Source organism: Idiomarina fontislapidosi, from assembly GCF_003226255.1.
GTDB classification, from domain to species: Bacteria; Pseudomonadota; Gammaproteobacteria; order Enterobacterales; family Alteromonadaceae; genus Idiomarina; species Idiomarina fontislapidosi.
In genome coordinates, this window is sequence record NZ_QJST01000013.1 from 26,391 (window position 1) to 43,824 (window position 17,434).

Below are 17,434 nucleotides of genomic sequence, written 5' to 3' on the forward strand. Positions count from 1 at the left end.
ACAGTCAGCCAACCTGTATGTTGGTCTGGGGATAGCGTATCCTACGTTTATTAGGCGTCGTTAAGAAATAAACCAAAGTGAGCGGTCCCACACGCCCAGCAAACATTAACAACATAACGATGCATTGACTGAGAGGCGTAAGATCTTCCGTAATCCCCCTCGACAATCCGACCGTTGCCGAAGCTGATAAAACTTCGAACGCTATATCTATAAACGGCAGATTATTGAGAATCATTAGAACAAATATCCCAATAAATAACATGGCGATCGTAATCATCGTGATCGATAGCGCTTTCATAACAGCATCCTGGGACACAGAGCGTTCCATTAGCGTTACGTGTTCGCGGCGACGGATGAAGGTATAAGTCGCCAACATCAAGATGATGAACGTACCGAGTTTAATACCGCCTGCCGTACTCATCGAACCACCACCGATAAACATGAGCAGCAACATATATACAGCACTGGCGTCCGTCAGCGCACCAATATCAACGCTATTGAAACCTGCGGTACGTGGTGTCACTGCCTGAAACCATGCCGCTGTCCACTGACCTACATCCGACAGCCCGCCCAGTGTTCTTGGGTTATTATGCTCTAAGCCATAAATAACAAACATCGACACCAGATTAATCACCAACGTAGTAATAAGAATGCTCTTTGTATAAACAGAAAAGTTACGCCAGCGGCGTCCTTCGTACATGTTGGTGATCACAGAGAAGCCGAGCCCGCCGATAATGAACAAAAACGAAATAATTAAATTAACGGGTACGTTGCTCGCATAGGCGCTCAAGCTGTCTGGCGAGAGACCAAATCCCGCATTGTTAAATGCCGATATCGCGTAGAATATGCCGTGTCCGAAGGCTTTGATAAGTGGCATTTCGGGCCACCACAATAACGTCAGCGCTAATGCTGCGACCAGTTCGCAGATAACGGCAAGGATAAGCACTGCCTTGGCGGTTTTAACGATATTCATTAGGCTGGTTTGATTCATCGCCTCCTTTGCCAGCAAACGTTGTTGAATCGAGATTTTACCGCCCAGTGACGACACTGCGAGAATCGCAAAGGTCATAAAACCAATGCCACCTAGCTGTATAAGGACCGCTATCACGCTGATACCGAATAGGGTGAAGTCGCCGCCCGTATCGGCGACCACCAAACCAGTGACTGTTACCGCAGATGTCGCGGTGAACACGGCTTGAAGCCAAGTAATGGGTTCGAGTGTCGCAAAGGGTAACTTAAGTGCGAGCGTACCCAATATAATCAGCACCGCAAAGCCCGAAGCCAAGACAATAGGCGGACTTGCTTTAAATGCCTTACTTTGCGTTCGGGCAGAAGTTTTGTATAAGAATGCGAGGGACGGCTTCCACAGTTTCATATTATTTCAACTTTGGAGCCATTGATTTCAGCGCCTTTAAACTGCCCGCAATAACCATGGTCTCATTGCCTTGCAACTCACTTGAAAAACTTGGGCTTGCAACGACTTCATCCCTGCGCTTTAACAGCAACACATGAAAGTTATCGACATCATCGGGTAAGATATCGTTAATCGTTTTACCCTCTAAGTTCTCACTCACAGCAATTTCAACACAGAACCAATTATGTCCTAGCGACATATATTCATTGACCATGGGATAGTTCAGTGACTGCGCGACACGAATACCCATTTCTTCTTCGGGGTGAACAATGCGAGAGACGCCCAGCTTTGAAAGTATCTGATGATGCTCTTTTGATGTGGCTTTTGCCCAAATGGTCTCGACGCCAATACTTTTTAGGTGTAATACGGTCAAAAGGCTTGCCTGCAAGTCCTCGCCAATCGCGACCAGTACAGTGTCACAACTTTCTAAATTTAACTCACGCAGTGCTTGTTCATCCGTCACATCAGCAATCGCAGCATGGGTCAGCTGATCCGCCAATGCATCAACACGTTTCTCATCTGAGTCAACACCGATGACCTCGTGTCCTAAATTCAGTAACTCGAGCGAAGTTCTCGCACCAAACCGACCTAAGCCGACTACACCAAACTGTGCCATTACGCTATCTCCTGCACTGTATTACGGACTTGGTTTCGTCCCATATCTTTTGCGTGGTAAAGCAACTTGTCAGCACGCTCTAACCACTCGAGCCAACTCTCATCACTGCCTAGTTCACTTACACCGATGGAAATGGTCATATTGACCGGTTCTTGCTTGAGTTCAAAATCGTTCTCGGCAAAAGCTTCACGTAGTTTTTCTGCAGCTTTCGTTGCACCTTCGAGGTTGGTATCTGGCATTAGAATAACAAATTCCTCTCCCCCTACCCTAAATACCTTATCAGATGTTCTAAAACTCGCCTTGATTAACTGCGCCGCCTGAATAAGCAGCCGGTCACCATCAAAATGACCGTATCGATCATTTACATCTTTAAAGTAATCAATGTCACACAGCGCAGCTGAAATTGAACGCCCGTGTCGCGCTTTGAGTGCGACCAGTTGCTCGAGATCAGTCTGCAATTGTTTGCGATTGTAAACACCCGTCAAGGTATCTGTAGTCGCGAGTTCCGTAAAATGCAGTTGCATACGTGTCAACAATCGAACCAGTGTTAAGGTCAATATCATGATAACTAGCAAGGACACTAGCGAACGCCAGGCAACATCCGGCTCAATCGTATAGAGGCTAACGACCGCAAGCACAGTGACAAAGGTCACAGTAACAATAATAGCCAGCCGCCAAGAGAGTAAAAAAGCAATAGACGCCATAACAGGATACGCCCACAGCAGGCCATGTATGCCATTAACCAATGTCGAATACATAACTGCTGCGCACAACAAGGTGACAAAAATAAGATGACGCCCTCTGCGCCGACTGAGTCGTTTTACGCGTAACGCTGTGACCGATGTGTAGCAAATAAACGCGCACAGCCAAGCGAGCATCAGCCACTGATGCTCAAATGCCTGAATAAAAGCCAGCGGCAATGTCACAAGTACCGCACCCCAATATATTCGGTGCGCTACCTTCCCTGTAAACTGACTCACAACATCTTCAGCTGAGTCGTTAGGCGTATCACTGACCTTTCTCAAATCCATGCTAGTCGATGTCCCCGTTATTTCGTTTTTGCAGGTGCTAAAAACAAACTATTCGCCAGTAAAGGAAGCCAACCATCCATGTAAGCGCGATAGGTCGGTGACTGGGTATAAGCAATCAGCATACCCTCACCTAAAGGTTCAACCATTAATTGTGGCTTAAACGGTAGTTGTTGCTTAATCTCTGGCCACAAAAGCCCACTGGCTAACACCTCGTCGCCAGCGGCAAACCAAGCCAGATTACGCCCTTTATCAATACTCAGTGGTGCGAATACCTGATTACCCGTAAATGTAGCAACGAGTTCGCTCTGTATGCCCGCAGTAAGCCAATGATTCTGATCTACATTCACGTTGACCAACGCGCCAGGCACATAGTCTGGCATTTTTTCAGACGCCTTAATGTGTTCCTTAAGTGCGTCTTCCGATTCGATCTGCTGCGCCGGCTTCAGCACCGTCTCACTCGCATCATCCGCCACACCCGAGTGAGTCGCATACTCCATATGAGTCGATAGTAAACCAGCCTCAACCGCCCAGCCTGTGGCATTACCGAGAGTGATTAGTACGCCGCCACGCTCAACCCAGTCACGTAAATTCTTCAGGCTCGAAGCCGAAAAATACGTCGTATAACTTGCCTGACTCTCCGGCATAAGCAACACATCAATGCCTTCCAAGCTTGAGCTTACCAACTGTGTGGTGCGAATAGCCGTCACCGGATACCCCAGTTGTCGCTCAATCACAAAGCGCGTGTGACCTGCACTGAGTGAAGACACCGGCTCGTCCCACGCCACTGCAATCCTTGGTGCAGTGAGTGACTGAACGTTTTCCGAGCCAAAGTTAGGTCCATCAAGCACCCAACTACTGTCCACTCCTACCACATCGGCGCCTGTATCATAAGCTAAACGTTCTAATGTCTTAGCGAGATCGCTATCGTTATTCTCTGCTCGCGTAAGAATCAGAGTTCCGGCGGGGAAAGTTCCTGCTTTTTCGTGAGTAAAAGGTAATTCACTTTGCTTCACAGCTAAACCCGCGCGTAAAGCGGCAGCAATAAATCGACTTCCGTTCGCATCGTCTGCCTGAACGATAAAGCCAACCTGGGCTGCTGGGTTAATCACACGACCTGGCGCTATCGGCTCAATGGTCCCGTCAACGATTGGCAAAGTCACAGTGTCATCACAGTAAGTCACGTCCACATCAAACATGAGTGGTAATGACCAGCCCGTTACATCGTAAATTTGGTCATTCAACAAGTTCGCTTTACGCTGTTTTTGTTGCTCAACAAAATCAGTCGCCATATCAATTTGTTCATCTAGCAACACGCGGATAAGCCGATAATTGGGCTGCGCCAGATCAACGAAATAACTGCCTTTAGGATAACGTGTATCGCACACTTCAACTGCGCTCGAGTTACTCATGACCTCAATGCCGTGTTCCTGCATGAGCGAAGCCAGCCGCTGTTGTCCTGCCTTATTGTTTGCGTCGGCAAGGATTACGGTGCGTTTGTCACTATCACGCCCTTGTTCAACGGCGCTAACGCGATACTCACGGTAACGAGAAAGTAGTTCCTCACGTCGAATACTAGCCGTCTCAATGGTTGCTAAGCTACTGGTAAAATGCCGTTCAACGCCATCAAGGTAGGTCAGCGTTGAGCCGTCCTTACGCTCAAATTGATGACCGCGCGCTGATGCCATTTCGTAAGTCATTGCTACCGAACCGGAATACAATGGCCAGCTGGCACCATAGCCAGGGTAAAACGCATCAAATATCTCGCGAGTATAATAGTCATAACCCGCACCATCGAACCACTCCGCGTTATTGCGCCCCACCCAATGCAGAATCTCGCGCTGCGACTCAGTGATATAAGGGTTGTAGGGCCGTGCTTCGGGCGTAAAGTAATAGCTTGAGTCACCGCCCATTTCATGCAAATCAACAAACAATAACGGTGGAAAATCCCTAAGTGCTGCCACATGACCCTTGATCTCTGGTTGCGTAAGCGCAATCCAATCGCGATTTAAATCAAAAAGGTAATGATTAGAGCGCCCCTGCGGCCATGGCTCATTATGCTCAGCACTGCGTCGGTCAGCATCATGCATCAAACCGACCGTCGCATAATAACGGCTTACAAAACGGGCCCGTCCATCGGGGTTTTGCAACGGATCAATAAACACTACCGTATTATCCAGCCAGCTTTTCGTATCTTCAGAGGTATCTGCTAACAGATGATACAGCGTCATCATGGCTGCTTCAGGCGATGAAATCTCGTTTCCATGTACGCCATAAGATAACCACACGCTGCTTGGAACCGTCCTCATCAACTGTTCAGCTTCGCGCTTTGACGTTTCGCGGGGGTCGCCTAAAGCACGCATGTTGGCACCATAATCAGGAAGCTGAGCAATATTATGAGGCGCCGATACGGCGACAAAAAAAAGCGGGCGCCCCTCCCAAGAACGTCCATACTCTATAAGCTTAACGCGCTCGCTTTGGCTCTCACTTAATGCTAAAAAGTAATGGTAGATTGCGTCAGGAGAGGAAATCTTTGTACCGATTTCATACCCCAGCACTGGCTCGACACTAGGCACATCGGCTTGGTACGTGTACGGTTGTTCTGATTGACTTTGAGCGCTTGCAACGAGTGGAGTAAAGATTAGAGCAGCAAGCGCGAGCACGCCGGTTGGCTGCCATTTCATACGAGATAATCGGGTAAGTTTAAGCATTTTCCGTACCTTTTTTAATCATTAAGCTTACCGACTTTTTTGGAACTTGGATAGATATTTAATGACCGCATTAAACTTAGGAATAATCATATGAATTATGAAAAACTTCGTGTGCTGAATGAATTAAAGGATGAAGGCGCTATCTCAGAAGATGAGTATAACCGCCAGCGAGAAAAACTTGCTAACGAGAGCGAGTTATCATCAAAATCTGAATTTGATGATTTGCGTAAGTTGACTGATGATGAAAAGACTTATGCTTTTTTTATGCATCTCTCGCAATTTACCACATTCATTCTGCCAATCATTGGCTTGTTTGCCCCCATACTCATGTGGATTATGAAGCGTGAAGATGCTTATATTGATGCGCACGGTAAAATTATCTTTAATTGGCTCGTCAGTATTACGATATATACCAGTGTGTTACTGGTGCTCGCCGTGTTTACATTGGGACTCACCTTTATTCCGATTGTCATTTTGGGGTTGCTGTCGATTATTTTCGTTATCCTCGGAGCTAAGAACGCAAAAGAGGGCAAAATAAAAGAGTACCCGCTTTCTATTCGCTTCATGAGTTAGCAAAACTGGTGTAGCGCTTCTCTTTTACGTACACTCAAGTCAGTTTGAGCATTGAGTCGTATCGCATGAAGTGGATGTACATCACCATTTGGCGTTGCATCGCCATCCTATTTGTAATGCTTAGCATTATCGGACTTGCCTTACCCGTAATGCCGACTGTTCCTTTTTTGATAGTCGCGCTTTGGGCGGCGAGTAAAGGGTGGCCGCAACTCGAAACATGGTTACTCAATCACCCGAAATACGGTCCTGATCTGCGGGCATGGCGCGACCATCGTCAGATTCGTCGTCGGAACAAAATTATCGCCATTATTATGATGGCGAGTGGCTATATTATTTCTTGGTTTATTCCTTTGCCGCTTTGGTTGCGACTCACTGTTGGCGGCATTCTGCTGGTTGTGGCGATTTGGCTGTCATTGTTAGATGAGTATGACGAATCAGAAAAGCGACCCTAAGCGTTTTTGAGCTCGCTTTGATGCAAGTCAAAGGCAAATCCAACCCCCCATTGTTGAACTGCTACACTGCTGCCGTATCAGGCGAATAAGAGGTGCAGAATGCAACATTGGGATTGGAAATGGCTGAAAAAGTACAATATTCACGGACCACGATATACCTCATATCCAACCGCGTTAAGCTTCCATGAACAGATCGACCCAGCGACCTGCCAAACCGTTGTGGCAGACTATGAACAACCTATTTCGCTTTATATTCACCTACCCTTTTGCGCATCCCTTTGTTACTACTGTGGCTGCAATAAAATTATCACGCGGCATCAATACAAAGCTGATGAGTACCTTGACGCGTTAGGCACGGAACTCGAGCTTTACCGCAACGTGCTGCAACAAAAACGTATTGCCAGTGTGCATTTAGGTGGGGGGACGCCAACCTTCTTAAACACGGCGCAATTACGCCGCCTAATGGCTTTAATTAATGATGTCAGTTCAACTCAAGCGATTGCCGAGCTGAGTATCGAGGTGGACCCACGCCAATGCGATAATGAAAAACTCAGTGTATTACGCGCCCTAGGCTTTAATCGCCTCAGCTTTGGTATTCAGGATTTTGATAACGACGTCCAAGTAGCGATTCATCGCACACAATCATTTGCCTTAGTCGCCGATCAGGTGAATCATGCTCGTTCCCTCGGCTTTGAATCCATTAGTTTTGATCTTATCTATGGCTTGCCGCTGCAAACCGAGCGCCGATTCGCGCACACACTCGCGCTCGTCGAGCGTTTAAGCCCTGATCGTGTATCTCTATTTAATTACGCTCACTTACCCGATCGCTTTGCCGCGCAGCGAAAAATAAAAGAATCTTGGTTACCGTCACCAGAACAAAAGCTAAACCTATTCAAACAAGCAACTGAGCACCTTACTGGGCTGGGTTACCAATTCATCGGTATGGACCACTTTGCTAAACCAACAGACTCACTGGCAAAAGCGCAGCGCGAAGGCAAGTTGACACGGAATTTTCAGGGCTACGTAACACAAGAGCAAAGGGCTGTTCTGGGGTTGGGTGTCTCTTCTATTTCTCACATTGACGGGCACTACTGGCAAAATGAAAAAGGCTTAAAGGGCTATTATGATAGATTAGTCACTCGTCAGTTGCCGATTATTAAAGGTTATCACTCAACCACCGACGACAAAATTCGCGCCGATCTTATCAAGCGATTACTCTGCGAGTTTCGAGTCGACATCACTGCCTTCTCCGCTCAATGGTCCATTGCTCGTTTTTCAGACTATTTTCGAGACGAGATTGAAAGGCTGCAACCGTTCATAGATGATAATCTAGTAAAGCTTACACCCGAGCAGCTCGTTATTTCATCGCCAGGTCAATTACTCGTCCGCACCATCGCCAGTAGTTTTGATGCGTATTTAACGATTCACCAAACGCGGTATTCTCGTGTAATATGACACCCGCGAGCAATTTATAACCACCTTGATATAGATCAAGTTTTATAGTCCGTGTATTTGCTACGCTCTGCATCATGATTAATACTGATCTATATCAACACCATCCGGTGTAAAGGGGAAGTCAGATGTGTCGCATGAACCAACGTCGAAGCGAGTCAGCTATGAGAAATCCAATTCAATGCAATCAGTGCAGTATGCAATCCATTTGCGTACCTGCGGGCTTGGTATCAAGCGAAATCGATAAATTGGATAAAAGTAGCCGCGAACCCCATGTCTACAGTAAACGCGATATGGTTTATAGCCCCGACCAACCCTTACACTCGTTATTTGCAGTAAAGAGCGGTTCTGTGAAGTGCTACACCATTGATAGTGATGGTAAGCAACAGATTACAAGCTTCCACTTAACTGGCGATATCATCGGTATGGAGTCAATTTCTAATGGCGCCGCGGTCACCTACTGTGAGGCAATGGAAACCTCAATGCTGTGTGAAATTAAGCTGAACCGACTGTTCGCACAAAACTTTACAGGGGTTGATAAAAATTTACTCAGATTGTTGAGCCACCGTATTGGACAACGCAACACGCACTATCTTAACGTCGTTAATACGACTGCCGAGCAACGTGTTGCATCTTTTATTATGGGGTTATCCGATCACCTCTATGAGCACGGTTTCTCGCGCAACGAGTTTAAACTCCCAATGACCCGTACTGACATTGCCAACTACCTTGGACTCGCCGTAGAAACTGTGAGCCGCGTGTTTTCCTCCCTTAAACAAAAGGATATCATCGACACGAAGCAGTCGATTTTATTTATCCAAGCGCCAGCTGAACTCAAACAGATGGCGAGCTAAAACTTAAGAGAGGTATCATGCCGCAACCTGCATTCGATTGGTCAGATCCACTGAATTTACGCCATCAACTGACTGAAGAAGAGCTGTTAATACAAAAAACAGCCCATCAATATGCACAAGCCAAGCTGATGCCTCGCGTCCAATCCGCGTTTCGTGAAGAGCGATTTGACCGAGATATCATGCGGGAGTTGGGACAGCTTGGGTTACTCGGGGCAACGATTCCTGAGACTTACGGAGGCGCGGGTGTTAACCATGTCAGCTATGGTTTGATCGCGCGCGAAATCGAGCGCGTCGACAGCGGTTATCGTAGTGCGATGAGCGTACAGTCGTCGCTTGTCATGCACCCTATTTACGCCTTCGGCAGTGAACAACAACGCGAAAAATATCTACCGAAATTAGCAACGGGTGAATGGGTGGGCAGTTTCGGTTTGACGGAGCCTGACGCGGGATCCGACCCTGCGAGCATGCGCACAAAGGCGGTTAAAACGGCAAACGGCTACCGAATTAATGGTTCAAAGATGTGGATTACCAACGCCCCCATCGCCGACGTATTTGTCGTTTGGGCAAAACTCGAAGATGATATTGTTGGCTTTATCCTTGATCGCGATATGCCTGGCTTATCCACCCCCGAGATTGAGGGTAAGTTTTCACTACGTGCGTCGATTACTGGTGAGATCGTTATGGATGACGTTGAGGTCAGTGAGGCGCAGTTACTTCCTAACGTAAGCGGACTCAAGGGTCCCTTCAGTTGCCTCAACAAGGCTCGCTACGGTATCGCTTGGGGCGCCATGGGCGCCGCGGAATTTTGCTGGCACGCGGCCCGTCAGTATACCCTTGACCGTGAACAATTTGGTCGCCCGCTTGCCGCCAACCAACTGATTCAAAAAAAATTAGCGGATATGCAAACCGAGATCAGCTTAGGCTTGTTGGCTGCGCTACAAGCAGGTCGTCAACTCGATTTAGATGCACTTAATCCAACCGCTATTTCGCTTATTAAGCGCAACAACTGTGGTAAGGCACTCGATATCGCGCGCCAATCGCGTGATATGCATGGCGGCAACGGTATCTCCGATGAATATCATGTGATACGCCATGTCATGAACCTCGAATCCGTTAATACCTACGAAGGCACCCACGATGTCCATGCGCTCATACTGGGTCGTGGCCAAACTGGCATAAGTGCGTTTTAAGCTGTTCAATCTGATACTGAGGGGTTAATGAACCCCTCGGTCATTAAGGTGAGCTTGATACGCTTTGTCACTATGCTGAATATGTTGAAGTAACCAACGCTTCACAAACTCGAGTAGTTCGCCCACTACCTGATCGCCTCGCTCTATACGGTTTCGAAACTCAACCACCTGCTGCACTAACTGTTGATGCTTGTGCTTATGCGCGGCTAAATCGGGGTAGTCATGCCGCTCCATCAACAGCTCTTCGTAGCTAAAATGGGTTGCTGTATAGTTAATCAACGAGCTTAGCAAACGCTCTACGGCTTGCTGATCGCCACCACGTTGTTGTATCCGATAAAGCTCATTGGCAATGTAAATCAACCGCTGATGCTGCCGGTTAATTTCTTCAATGCCGACATCAAACTGAGGTGACCATTCGATAAGCTTTTCTTGTTGTGCTAATCGCGACTCAATGGTTTGCGCGTCCACAGAATAACGATCCCCTAAAGACTGTATTTCGCCACCCAACGTCGTTAACTGTGCGGCACTTTCCAGCGCGTGTTGTGAGTAACTATCCACTTCTTTAGCCGCATCAGTTGCCGTAGTAATCGCCTCTTTTATCGTCGTCGTGGTCATCGCCTGCTGCTCCGTTGCAGAGGCTACCTGGGTATTTAAATCAGTAATTTGATGGGTAAAGGTCACGATCGTATCGAGCGCCGCTTCTGCCTCCTCCGCCGATAGTTTGGCACGCTCAGCCTGTTGGGCATTGTTATTTAAACTACTGACCGCCTGCTGGGTATTCTGCTCCAAACGTTCTACCACGTTTTGGATTTCACCTGTCGAGGTTTGCACTCGGTGAGCGAGCTTGCGTACTTCATCTGCGACGACTGCAAATCCACGTCCTGTTTCCCCGGCCCTTGCTGCCTCAATAGCGGCATTAAGTGCAAGTAAGTTAGTTTGTTCAGCGATATCATTAATGGTAGTTAAAATCGTACCAATGGCTTTGCTGTCCTCGGACAAACTTTTGATAACCGATTGTGAATGCAGAATATCTTCGCTCAGCGTCACGTTGTGCTTTGCTAGTTGCTGCACACGCTCACGCCCACTACTTGCAGCATTGAGGCTTTCTTGCGCGCTGGTCGCAGCCCGTTGAGTTGATTCCGACACCTCATTGATAGCAGCGGTCATTTGCTCTGCTGCCGATGACACCTGGTACATGGTGTCAGCTTGCTGCTTGGTTTTTTCTGCCAATGCTTTATTGGCATCATAATTCGCCGTGCCCAAGCGATTCAGGCCGTCACTGGCAGTACGAATCGCATGCACCGAGTAACTGGTTTCGATAGAAATGGTGTTAAGCCGCTCTGTTAAACGCGCCAGTTCGTCACTGCCTTTAAGGTGTGCGGTATTATTCAAATCGCCGTTGGCCAACGCATTCGATATTCGGTTAGCTTCGCCTAATGAACGCTTGATTCCCGTATACATCGCGGTAAATATCAACAGCTGAGCTAACACCATGCCAGCAAGCATGACTGCATTCCAAAGAATCACTTGCTTAGGGTCGCTGATATCAACCGCGTGGCCATTAAGCGCGGCTTGTTGGCGCTGGTAAGAGTCCCACATCATCAACAAGCTAAGCACGATGACGGGCAAAAACAATAGACTTCCCGTCACAATAAATTTATTTCTGAATCGTAGATTATTAAAAAACAGTTGAATGGGTTTGGTGATTGAAATAAGTACGTGCACAAGCCCTCCGAAATTGGCTCACATGACTACCCAAGCGGTAACCTTGATGAACGCACGTTATCCAATTTCAGGGTATAGTGAGTTGATCAAGATCAAGTCTTCACTAAAGACTTGATCTGACCCAACAGAAGACATTTAACTTAGGCAATAACCAACTGGTACCCAAGAACACTTAGATGTTTGTTCTCGCGTTCAATATCGGCGGCTAAGATGGCGCTGTTAGCTAAGGGTCCTTGTAGCTTTAACATCAAAGTCGAGCCCTTTAGACTGACGGACCGCAGTGCATCATGGGTTTGTCGGCTCGCATTTAAAAGCACACCTAAACGAATCACCACTATCATTCTAGCCACCGTCAGATGATCGAACTGCGCGAAATCGGATAGGTCTTCGGCGCTGATTTTCTTACGAAAATAGCGGCATAGTAAGGCAAGGACACGTTGCTCATCGGAGCTAAAGCCGGGCATATAGGCGTTTGAGAGAATATAGCCCGAATGTTTTTGAATTCCGCTCGAACTGATGTTCATACCCACTTCATGTAAACCACTCGCGCCTGTGAGCAACAGTTTGATATCAGGCGTGTTGAGTTTCCACGCTTTCCCCACGCCTTCCAACACACGTTCGACGGAAGCTAATACCCGCTCAGCTTGCGCATCATCGACTTGATAACGCACCGCCATACTTTGGATTGTTTTATAACGGATATCCTTATGAAAAACCGCTTGTTCGGCAAGCTCAAACAGCACGCCTTCACGCAATGCGGCATCCACAGAATTCAAACGATCGATATTGAGTTCTTCACATACTGCGATCAGTACAGCTAATCCACCCACAATTGACGGTATACGAGCTGGCTCAACCTCAGCGGGATCGATCTGTGCTAAGTCTTTTAATGCGAGCAGCTTGTCTCGCAGTTGATGTAGCTGCTGAAGTTCAATGCTGAGGTCGCCCTCGGTGTTAGGATGAATCCACTTAGCCAGGGCTTTGATGGTACCCGAGGTGCCCAATACTTGCTCCGCCCGCGCGCGCTTCAATTGCTTACTAAATGGCTCAAGCTCTTGTTTGACGCTTAAAACCGCTTTATTAAAGCGCTTTTCGGTAATTTTGCCTTTAGCAAAAAAGCGTTCTGACACCACCAAGCTACCAAAACTCTTGGATAATAGCAGTTCGGGAACCTCATCCTTGCCCACAGCAAACTCAGTACTGCCACCGCCAATATCAATAATTAACCGGGGACCTCTAAATGGCACCGCTTGCGCCACACCAAGATAGATAAGACGCGCTTCCTCTCGACCGGAGATAACCTCAATTGGAAAGGGCAGGAGCTGTCGAGCAGCCTGGATGAACTCTTTGCGATTATTAGCTTCACGTAAGGTGTGGGTGGCAACGACACGCACCCGTTCTGGTGCGAAGTCTCTCAGGTGCATCGCAAATTGCGATAAAGCATCCAATCCGCGTTCGAACGCCTCGACACTGATTCCTTTACTTAACAGCCCCTCAGCAAGTGAGACACGCTGTTTGAACTTATGGATGGGCTGGATTTGCCCTTCAATCACGCGACCAATGATCAGGTGAAAGCTATTCGAACCTAAATCAAGCGCAGCTAAATGTTCACGGCTATCGGACTTTAGCCACTCTGAATCATTTGTTTGAGTCATAGACTCTTCGTTTGAAGTATTCATGTATTTTTAATTGTGACCTCAACCGCTTTCGACGCGTCAGCTGACTGCGCTCAGACACTGGCGTGACATACTCATTCACTTGTTCAGCATCAATACGTCTGGCTTTGATATTATCGTTCCACTGCATATCCATAACAGCCAGTATATCTTGTTGAGCAGCGTGATCGTAGATTGGGCATGCAACCTCAACCCGATGATCGACATTTCGCGTCATCAAATCAGCCGACGAAATAAATACCTTTGTATCACCATCATTACCAAAGATATACACGCGCGCATGCTCTAAAAAGCGATCGACGATACTGATGATCTCTATATTTTCACTTAGTTTAGGTATATTGGGGCGCAATGTGCACATTCCGCGGACAATACACCGAATCCGAACACCTGCCCTACTCGCGCGATATAGCTGCACGATGAGTGCATTATCGACGAGGTTATTCACTTTTAGAAAAATTTCAGCCGGCTTACCATTTTTCGCATGATTAATTTCTCGCTCAATGAGCTCATTAATACGCGTGCGTAGATTATTCGGCGCCACCAACAACTGATGCCAAGGATAAAAGCGATAGGGTTGCTCAAGATAATTAAACACGTTCTCAATATCTGAGCAGATTTCTGGATGACAGGTAAACAAGCTAAAGTCAGTATAGAGTTTCGCTGTTTTCTCATGGAAGTTACCGGTACCAATGACTCCGTAGCGACGAATCGCCTGCTCCTCTTGTCGATGTATCAGCAGGAGTTTGGAGTGTACCTTGAGGCCTTGCAGACCAAAAATAACCTTAACACCCGACTCGGTCAGTTCCTTTGCCCACTCTATATTGGCCTCTTCATCAAAGCGTGCCTGCAATTCGACCATTACAGTAACTTTTTTACCGTTTTGCACGGCATCCATCAATGAATGAATGATGCGAGAGTTAGGGGCAACTCGATAAATACACATGTGAATTTTTATCACATGGGGGTCGTAACACGACTGTCGAATCACTTCGGTGAAGTGAGCAAATCGATGGTATGGGTAATACAGTAAAATATCATTGCGCTTAATTGCGTCGAATACGTTATCTGCTTGCTCAAAACGTGGGTGTTTGAGCGTTGGAACCGAGGGATGCTCAAGCTTTTTGCCACCTAAATTCGAAAAGGTTAAAAAGTCTTTGGTATTTCGGTATCGCCCACCTGCCACCATCGCATCATATTGATTAAGGTGCAGCTTTTTACTCAACAGATTGAGCATGTGAATAGGCATCGCTCGGTCGTAGACGAGCCGCACAGGATCCGCTTTTTCGCGTTGCTTTAATCCCTCTTCCATACGTTCTAGCAGGCTTTGTTCAATATCATCAGAGGGACGGTATTCTGCATCGCGAGTCATTTTAAACGAAAACGCGATAATCGACTGAAACGGTACAATGCCTTTAAATAAACTGGCTAAATTAAGTAGTACAACGTCATCTAAAAATAAGACTTTGCGCAGTTTACTATCACGTTTTTTCGGCAAAATCACGAATCGAGAGAGTTCATGAGACGGTATCTGAACGGCAGCGTATTTTCGTTGTCCAGCTTGTTGTAGCTGCGCCAGCAGGTAGGTTTTATCTTCATTAATGACTTTTACCAAATCCGTGGAGTCATTAATTAATATCGGGACGATTTGTGGTTTTATCTTACTATCAAAATATTCACGAAGGCCTATCTTTTCGTCCTCGGTAACCTGCTCGCCCGAGGCCCAAATAATATTCTCCGCCCGCAAAGCTTTAATGACTTTACGGTGAATCATTTCAAACTGCTCTTGTAACTGAACAACTTTTTGTTGAATCAGATTTAGCAGCCGCTCACTTTCCTTTCGTTGCGCATCGTTTTGAGCAAAGAAAATTCGACGACGTACGTCAGCGACACGGACTTGAAAGAACTCATCCATGTTTGATGAAAAGATACCGAGGAACCGCACCCGTTCAATAACAGGTACTTCTTCATCGTTTGCTTCTTGAAGCACACGCTCGTTAAAAGAAAGCCAACTTAATTCTTTAAAATAGAACTTCATACCGAAAACGCCCAGCCGCTTATCTATCTACTATATAGGATAACGCGGCCAAGCGATTACAGTATGACAATAAAATGACAACTAAAATGTGTAACGCAATGCAATCATCGCGACATACGGGTCAATCGCGACATCTGTTTGCTCGATCGTAGCGCCGTTTAATCTCACTGAGGCGGTGGTATCAATGTCGATATGGCTTACCATCAACTGTGCGCCCCATCGGTCTGAGATGGTCCAGTTGACCCCCGCCTGTACCGCGGCACCCCACGAGTTGGACAATGCCAAATCAACGGTGTCATCACTACCGGCAACACCCAATGCTTGTAGCGTTTGGGTTAATTCGGAAGACGCTTGGTCATCAAAGAACGTGGTGTAGTTAACGCCGACCCCGATAAAAGGCTTGAGTCCTTCGATGCTGGTGTCCCAGTGATATTGAGCAAATAGCGTTGGTGGCAAGTGTTTGGTTTTACCAATGGAAAGCCCACTTAATGCGCCAGAGCCATAAATATCATGGGCGAATGGAGTAGCAGCCACCAACTCAAGCCCCCAGCCGTTTTCCCACTGGTAGTCAAAGGTCAAGCCCAGCTGAGTGTTGGTGTTAACGGCGACACCGGTTGAGTTGGGCGATAAGCCAGCGACTTGCTCAACTGTGTTTAAAGGGCTACTGCTGTCGTCTGGGATAACTGAGATAGCACCGACATTGATTGAAAAATCTTGCGCATGAGCAAAAGATGCGGCAAATAGCGTTGCGAATGCAACGGCGGAAGTTAAACGCTTCATGGGTCACTCCTACATTTAAATGACCCACGAAGCATAACCAGAATGCGGTTATTGAGGCTTGACCTGCATCAACAGAGCTTTTTAAAGCTCTGCATTGTGATAGATGTTTTGCACGTCATCACAATCATTCAGCATATCCATCAAACGTTCGAACATCGGCATGTCGTCTTCGGCAATTGCTGTTGTCACGTGCGGCACAAATTGAATTTCGTCCGTGTCAAAGTCAATCTCAGCAAACGCCGCTGTCAATGCTTGACGCGCAGCCGCATACTCGGTGTGCGGCGCAAACACAGTAACAACACCGTCATCAAACTCGACATCGCCGACATCCACATCTGCGTCCATTAATGCTTCAAGCACGTCATCTTCATTATCATGCTTGAACGCAAAGATCGCGCAATGCTCAAACGAATGCATGACGCTGCCTTGCTCACCAATCTTACATTTGCTTTTAGTGAAACAGTTGCGCACTTCGCCAAACGTACGATTAGGATTATCGGTTAGGCACTCAACGATGACCATACAGTTACTCGGACCGTATCCCTCATAACGCGCGGGAGAAAAGTCTTCACCTGCGCCACCTTGAGCTTTATCGAGTGCTTTATCAATAACGTGTGACGGCACTTGTTCTTTTTTAGCTCGATCAATCAAGCTCCGTAATGCCAAGTTGGCATCGGGATCAGCCCCACCTTGTTTCGCACAGACATAAATTTCACGACCAAAGCGGCTATATACTCGGCTTTTTGCGGTCGCTGTTTTTGCAATGGATTCTTTTCGGTTTTGATAGGCGCGGCCCATAATAGTCTCTCTTACCTTACAAATCAGTTCATAAAACGCACCAGATTTTACACAGCCAGAGCTAAACGGTCTATTTTATTCACAGATTTGTCATCGACTATTAAACCCACTGTCATGTTTAGCGACT

At 47.0% G+C, this 17,434-nt stretch carries 14 protein-coding genes; 5 read left to right on the forward strand and 9 right to left on the reverse strand.

Features of this window, described 5'->3' with window-relative positions:
• Nucleotides 1–4: 4 nt before the first annotated feature.
• From DFP83_RS11565 to DFP83_RS11580, 4 genes are read right to left on the reverse strand one after another with little or no spacing between them, the layout of a single operon-like run.
• Complete coding sequence (locus DFP83_RS11565; RefSeq protein ID WP_110575901.1) at nt 5–1,375, reverse strand: TrkH family potassium uptake protein; 1,371 nt, start codon at nt 1,373–1,375, stop codon at nt 5–7.
• 1 nt (nt 1,376) lies between these two features.
• On the reverse strand, nt 1,377–2,030 hold the full coding sequence (locus DFP83_RS11570) for a potassium channel family protein (protein ID WP_110575903.1): 654 nt from the start codon (nt 2,028–2,030) through the stop codon (nt 1,377–1,379).
• A complete protein-coding gene (locus DFP83_RS11575; RefSeq protein ID WP_110575905.1) occupies nt 2,030–3,061 on the reverse strand; it encodes a GGDEF domain-containing protein in 1,032 nt (343 codons plus the stop codon). Before DFP83_RS11575 ends, DFP83_RS11570 begins: the two co-directional genes overlap by 1 nt.
• A 17-nt stretch (nt 3,062–3,078) precedes the next feature.
• Nucleotides 3,079–5,769, reverse strand: coding sequence for a M14 family zinc carboxypeptidase (locus tag DFP83_RS11580; RefSeq protein ID WP_181416412.1), 2,691 nt, complete (start codon nt 5,767–5,769; stop codon nt 3,079–3,081).
• A gap of 90 nt (nt 5,770–5,859) precedes the next feature.
• Here DFP83_RS11580 and DFP83_RS11585 point away from each other — a divergent pair, with 90 nt between their 5' ends.
• From DFP83_RS11585 to DFP83_RS11605, 5 genes are all read left to right on the forward strand, one after another.
• Entirely contained in the window at nt 5,860–6,342 is a 483-nt protein-coding gene (locus DFP83_RS11585; RefSeq protein ID WP_110575984.1) for a magnetosome magnetite crystal formation protein family, read from the forward strand.
• A 65-nt stretch (nt 6,343–6,407) separates the two neighbouring features.
• Nucleotides 6,408–6,794: a YbaN family protein gene (locus DFP83_RS11590; protein WP_110575907.1), complete on the forward strand. Its 387-nt coding sequence runs from the start codon at nt 6,408–6,410 to the stop codon at nt 6,792–6,794.
• Nucleotides 6,795–6,893: 99 nt separating this feature from the next.
• Nucleotides 6,894–8,249 (forward strand): oxygen-independent coproporphyrinogen III oxidase, encoded by a 1,356-nt coding sequence (gene hemN / locus DFP83_RS11595; protein WP_110575909.1) that lies wholly within the window; start codon nt 6,894–6,896, stop codon nt 8,247–8,249.
• 161 nt (nt 8,250–8,410) lie between these two features.
• Complete coding sequence (locus tag DFP83_RS11600; protein WP_241971638.1) at nt 8,411–9,100, forward strand: helix-turn-helix domain-containing protein; 690 nt, start codon at nt 8,411–8,413, stop codon at nt 9,098–9,100.
• Nucleotides 9,101–9,117: 17 nt separating this feature from the next.
• The gene (locus DFP83_RS11605; protein WP_110575911.1) at nt 9,118–10,290 is read left to right on the forward strand and encodes an acyl-CoA dehydrogenase; all 1,173 of its coding nucleotides are present in this window, start codon (nt 9,118–9,120) and stop codon (nt 10,288–10,290) included.
• Nucleotides 10,291–10,314: 24 nt separating this feature from the next.
• Here the strand turns inward: DFP83_RS11605 and DFP83_RS11610 are convergent, their stop codons facing one another.
• The 5 genes from DFP83_RS11610 to DFP83_RS11630 form a co-directional block, all read right to left on the reverse strand.
• On the reverse strand, nt 10,315–12,015 hold the full coding sequence (locus tag DFP83_RS11610) for a bacteriohemerythrin (RefSeq protein WP_110575913.1): 1,701 nt from the start codon (nt 12,013–12,015) through the stop codon (nt 10,315–10,317).
• A gap of 140 nt (nt 12,016–12,155) precedes the next feature.
• A complete protein-coding gene (locus tag DFP83_RS11615; RefSeq protein ID WP_157981556.1) occupies nt 12,156–13,670 on the reverse strand; it encodes a Ppx/GppA phosphatase family protein in 1,515 nt (504 codons plus the stop codon).
• Nucleotides 13,654–15,729 carry a polyphosphate kinase 1 gene (gene ppk1, locus DFP83_RS11620; protein ID WP_110575918.1) on the reverse strand — a complete coding sequence of 692 codons (2,076 nt, stop codon included), beginning with the start codon at nt 15,727–15,729 and terminating at the stop codon, nt 13,654–13,656. Before ppk1 ends, DFP83_RS11615 begins: the two co-directional genes overlap by 17 nt.
• A gap of 81 nt (nt 15,730–15,810) precedes the next feature.
• A complete protein-coding gene (locus DFP83_RS11625) occupies nt 15,811–16,509 on the reverse strand; it encodes an OmpW/AlkL family protein (RefSeq protein WP_110575920.1) in 699 nt (232 codons plus the stop codon).
• A gap of 81 nt (nt 16,510–16,590) precedes the next feature.
• Nucleotides 16,591–17,307, reverse strand: a complete 717-nt coding sequence (locus tag DFP83_RS11630; protein WP_110575922.1) for a YebC/PmpR family DNA-binding transcriptional regulator — start codon at nt 17,305–17,307, stop codon at nt 16,591–16,593.
• Nucleotides 17,308–17,434 lie beyond the last annotated feature (127 nt).

What these genes read in the sequence shown, in the direction of transcription:
- DFP83_RS11580 (WP_181416412.1), bottom strand. Translation starts at nt 5,769, where the DNA reads ATGCTTAAACTTACCCGATTATCTCGTATGAAATGGCAGCCAACCGGC.
- DFP83_RS11630 (WP_110575922.1), bottom strand. Translation starts at nt 17,307, where the DNA reads ATGGGCCGCGCCTATCAAAACCGAAAAGAATCCATTGCAAAAACAGCG.
- DFP83_RS11585 (WP_110575984.1), top strand. Translation starts at nt 5,860, where the DNA reads ATGAATTATGAAAAACTTCGTGTGCTGAATGAATTAAAGGATGAAGGC.
- DFP83_RS11570 (WP_110575903.1), bottom strand. Translation starts at nt 2,030, where the DNA reads ATGGCACAGTTTGGTGTAGTCGGCTTAGGTCGGTTTGGTGCGAGAACT.
- DFP83_RS11565 (WP_110575901.1), bottom strand. Translation starts at nt 1,375, where the DNA reads ATGAAACTGTGGAAGCCGTCCCTCGCATTCTTATACAAAACTTCTGCC.
- DFP83_RS11600 (WP_241971638.1), top strand. Translation starts at nt 8,411, where the DNA reads ATGAGAAATCCAATTCAATGCAATCAGTGCAGTATGCAATCCATTTGC.
- DFP83_RS11590 (WP_110575907.1), top strand. Translation starts at nt 6,408, where the DNA reads ATGAAGTGGATGTACATCACCATTTGGCGTTGCATCGCCATCCTATTT.
- hemN (WP_110575909.1), top strand. Translation starts at nt 6,894, where the DNA reads ATGCAACATTGGGATTGGAAATGGCTGAAAAAGTACAATATTCACGGA.
- DFP83_RS11575 (WP_110575905.1), bottom strand. Translation starts at nt 3,061, where the DNA reads ATGGATTTGAGAAAGGTCAGTGATACGCCTAACGACTCAGCTGAAGAT.
- DFP83_RS11625 (WP_110575920.1), bottom strand. Translation starts at nt 16,509, where the DNA reads ATGAAGCGTTTAACTTCCGCCGTTGCATTCGCAACGCTATTTGCCGCA.
- DFP83_RS11605 (WP_110575911.1), top strand. Translation starts at nt 9,118, where the DNA reads ATGCCGCAACCTGCATTCGATTGGTCAGATCCACTGAATTTACGCCAT.
- DFP83_RS11615 (WP_157981556.1), bottom strand. Translation starts at nt 13,670, where the DNA reads ATGACTCAAACAAATGATTCAGAGTGGCTAAAGTCCGATAGCCGTGAA.
- ppk1 (WP_110575918.1), bottom strand. Translation starts at nt 15,729, where the DNA reads ATGAAGTTCTATTTTAAAGAATTAAGTTGGCTTTCTTTTAACGAGCGT.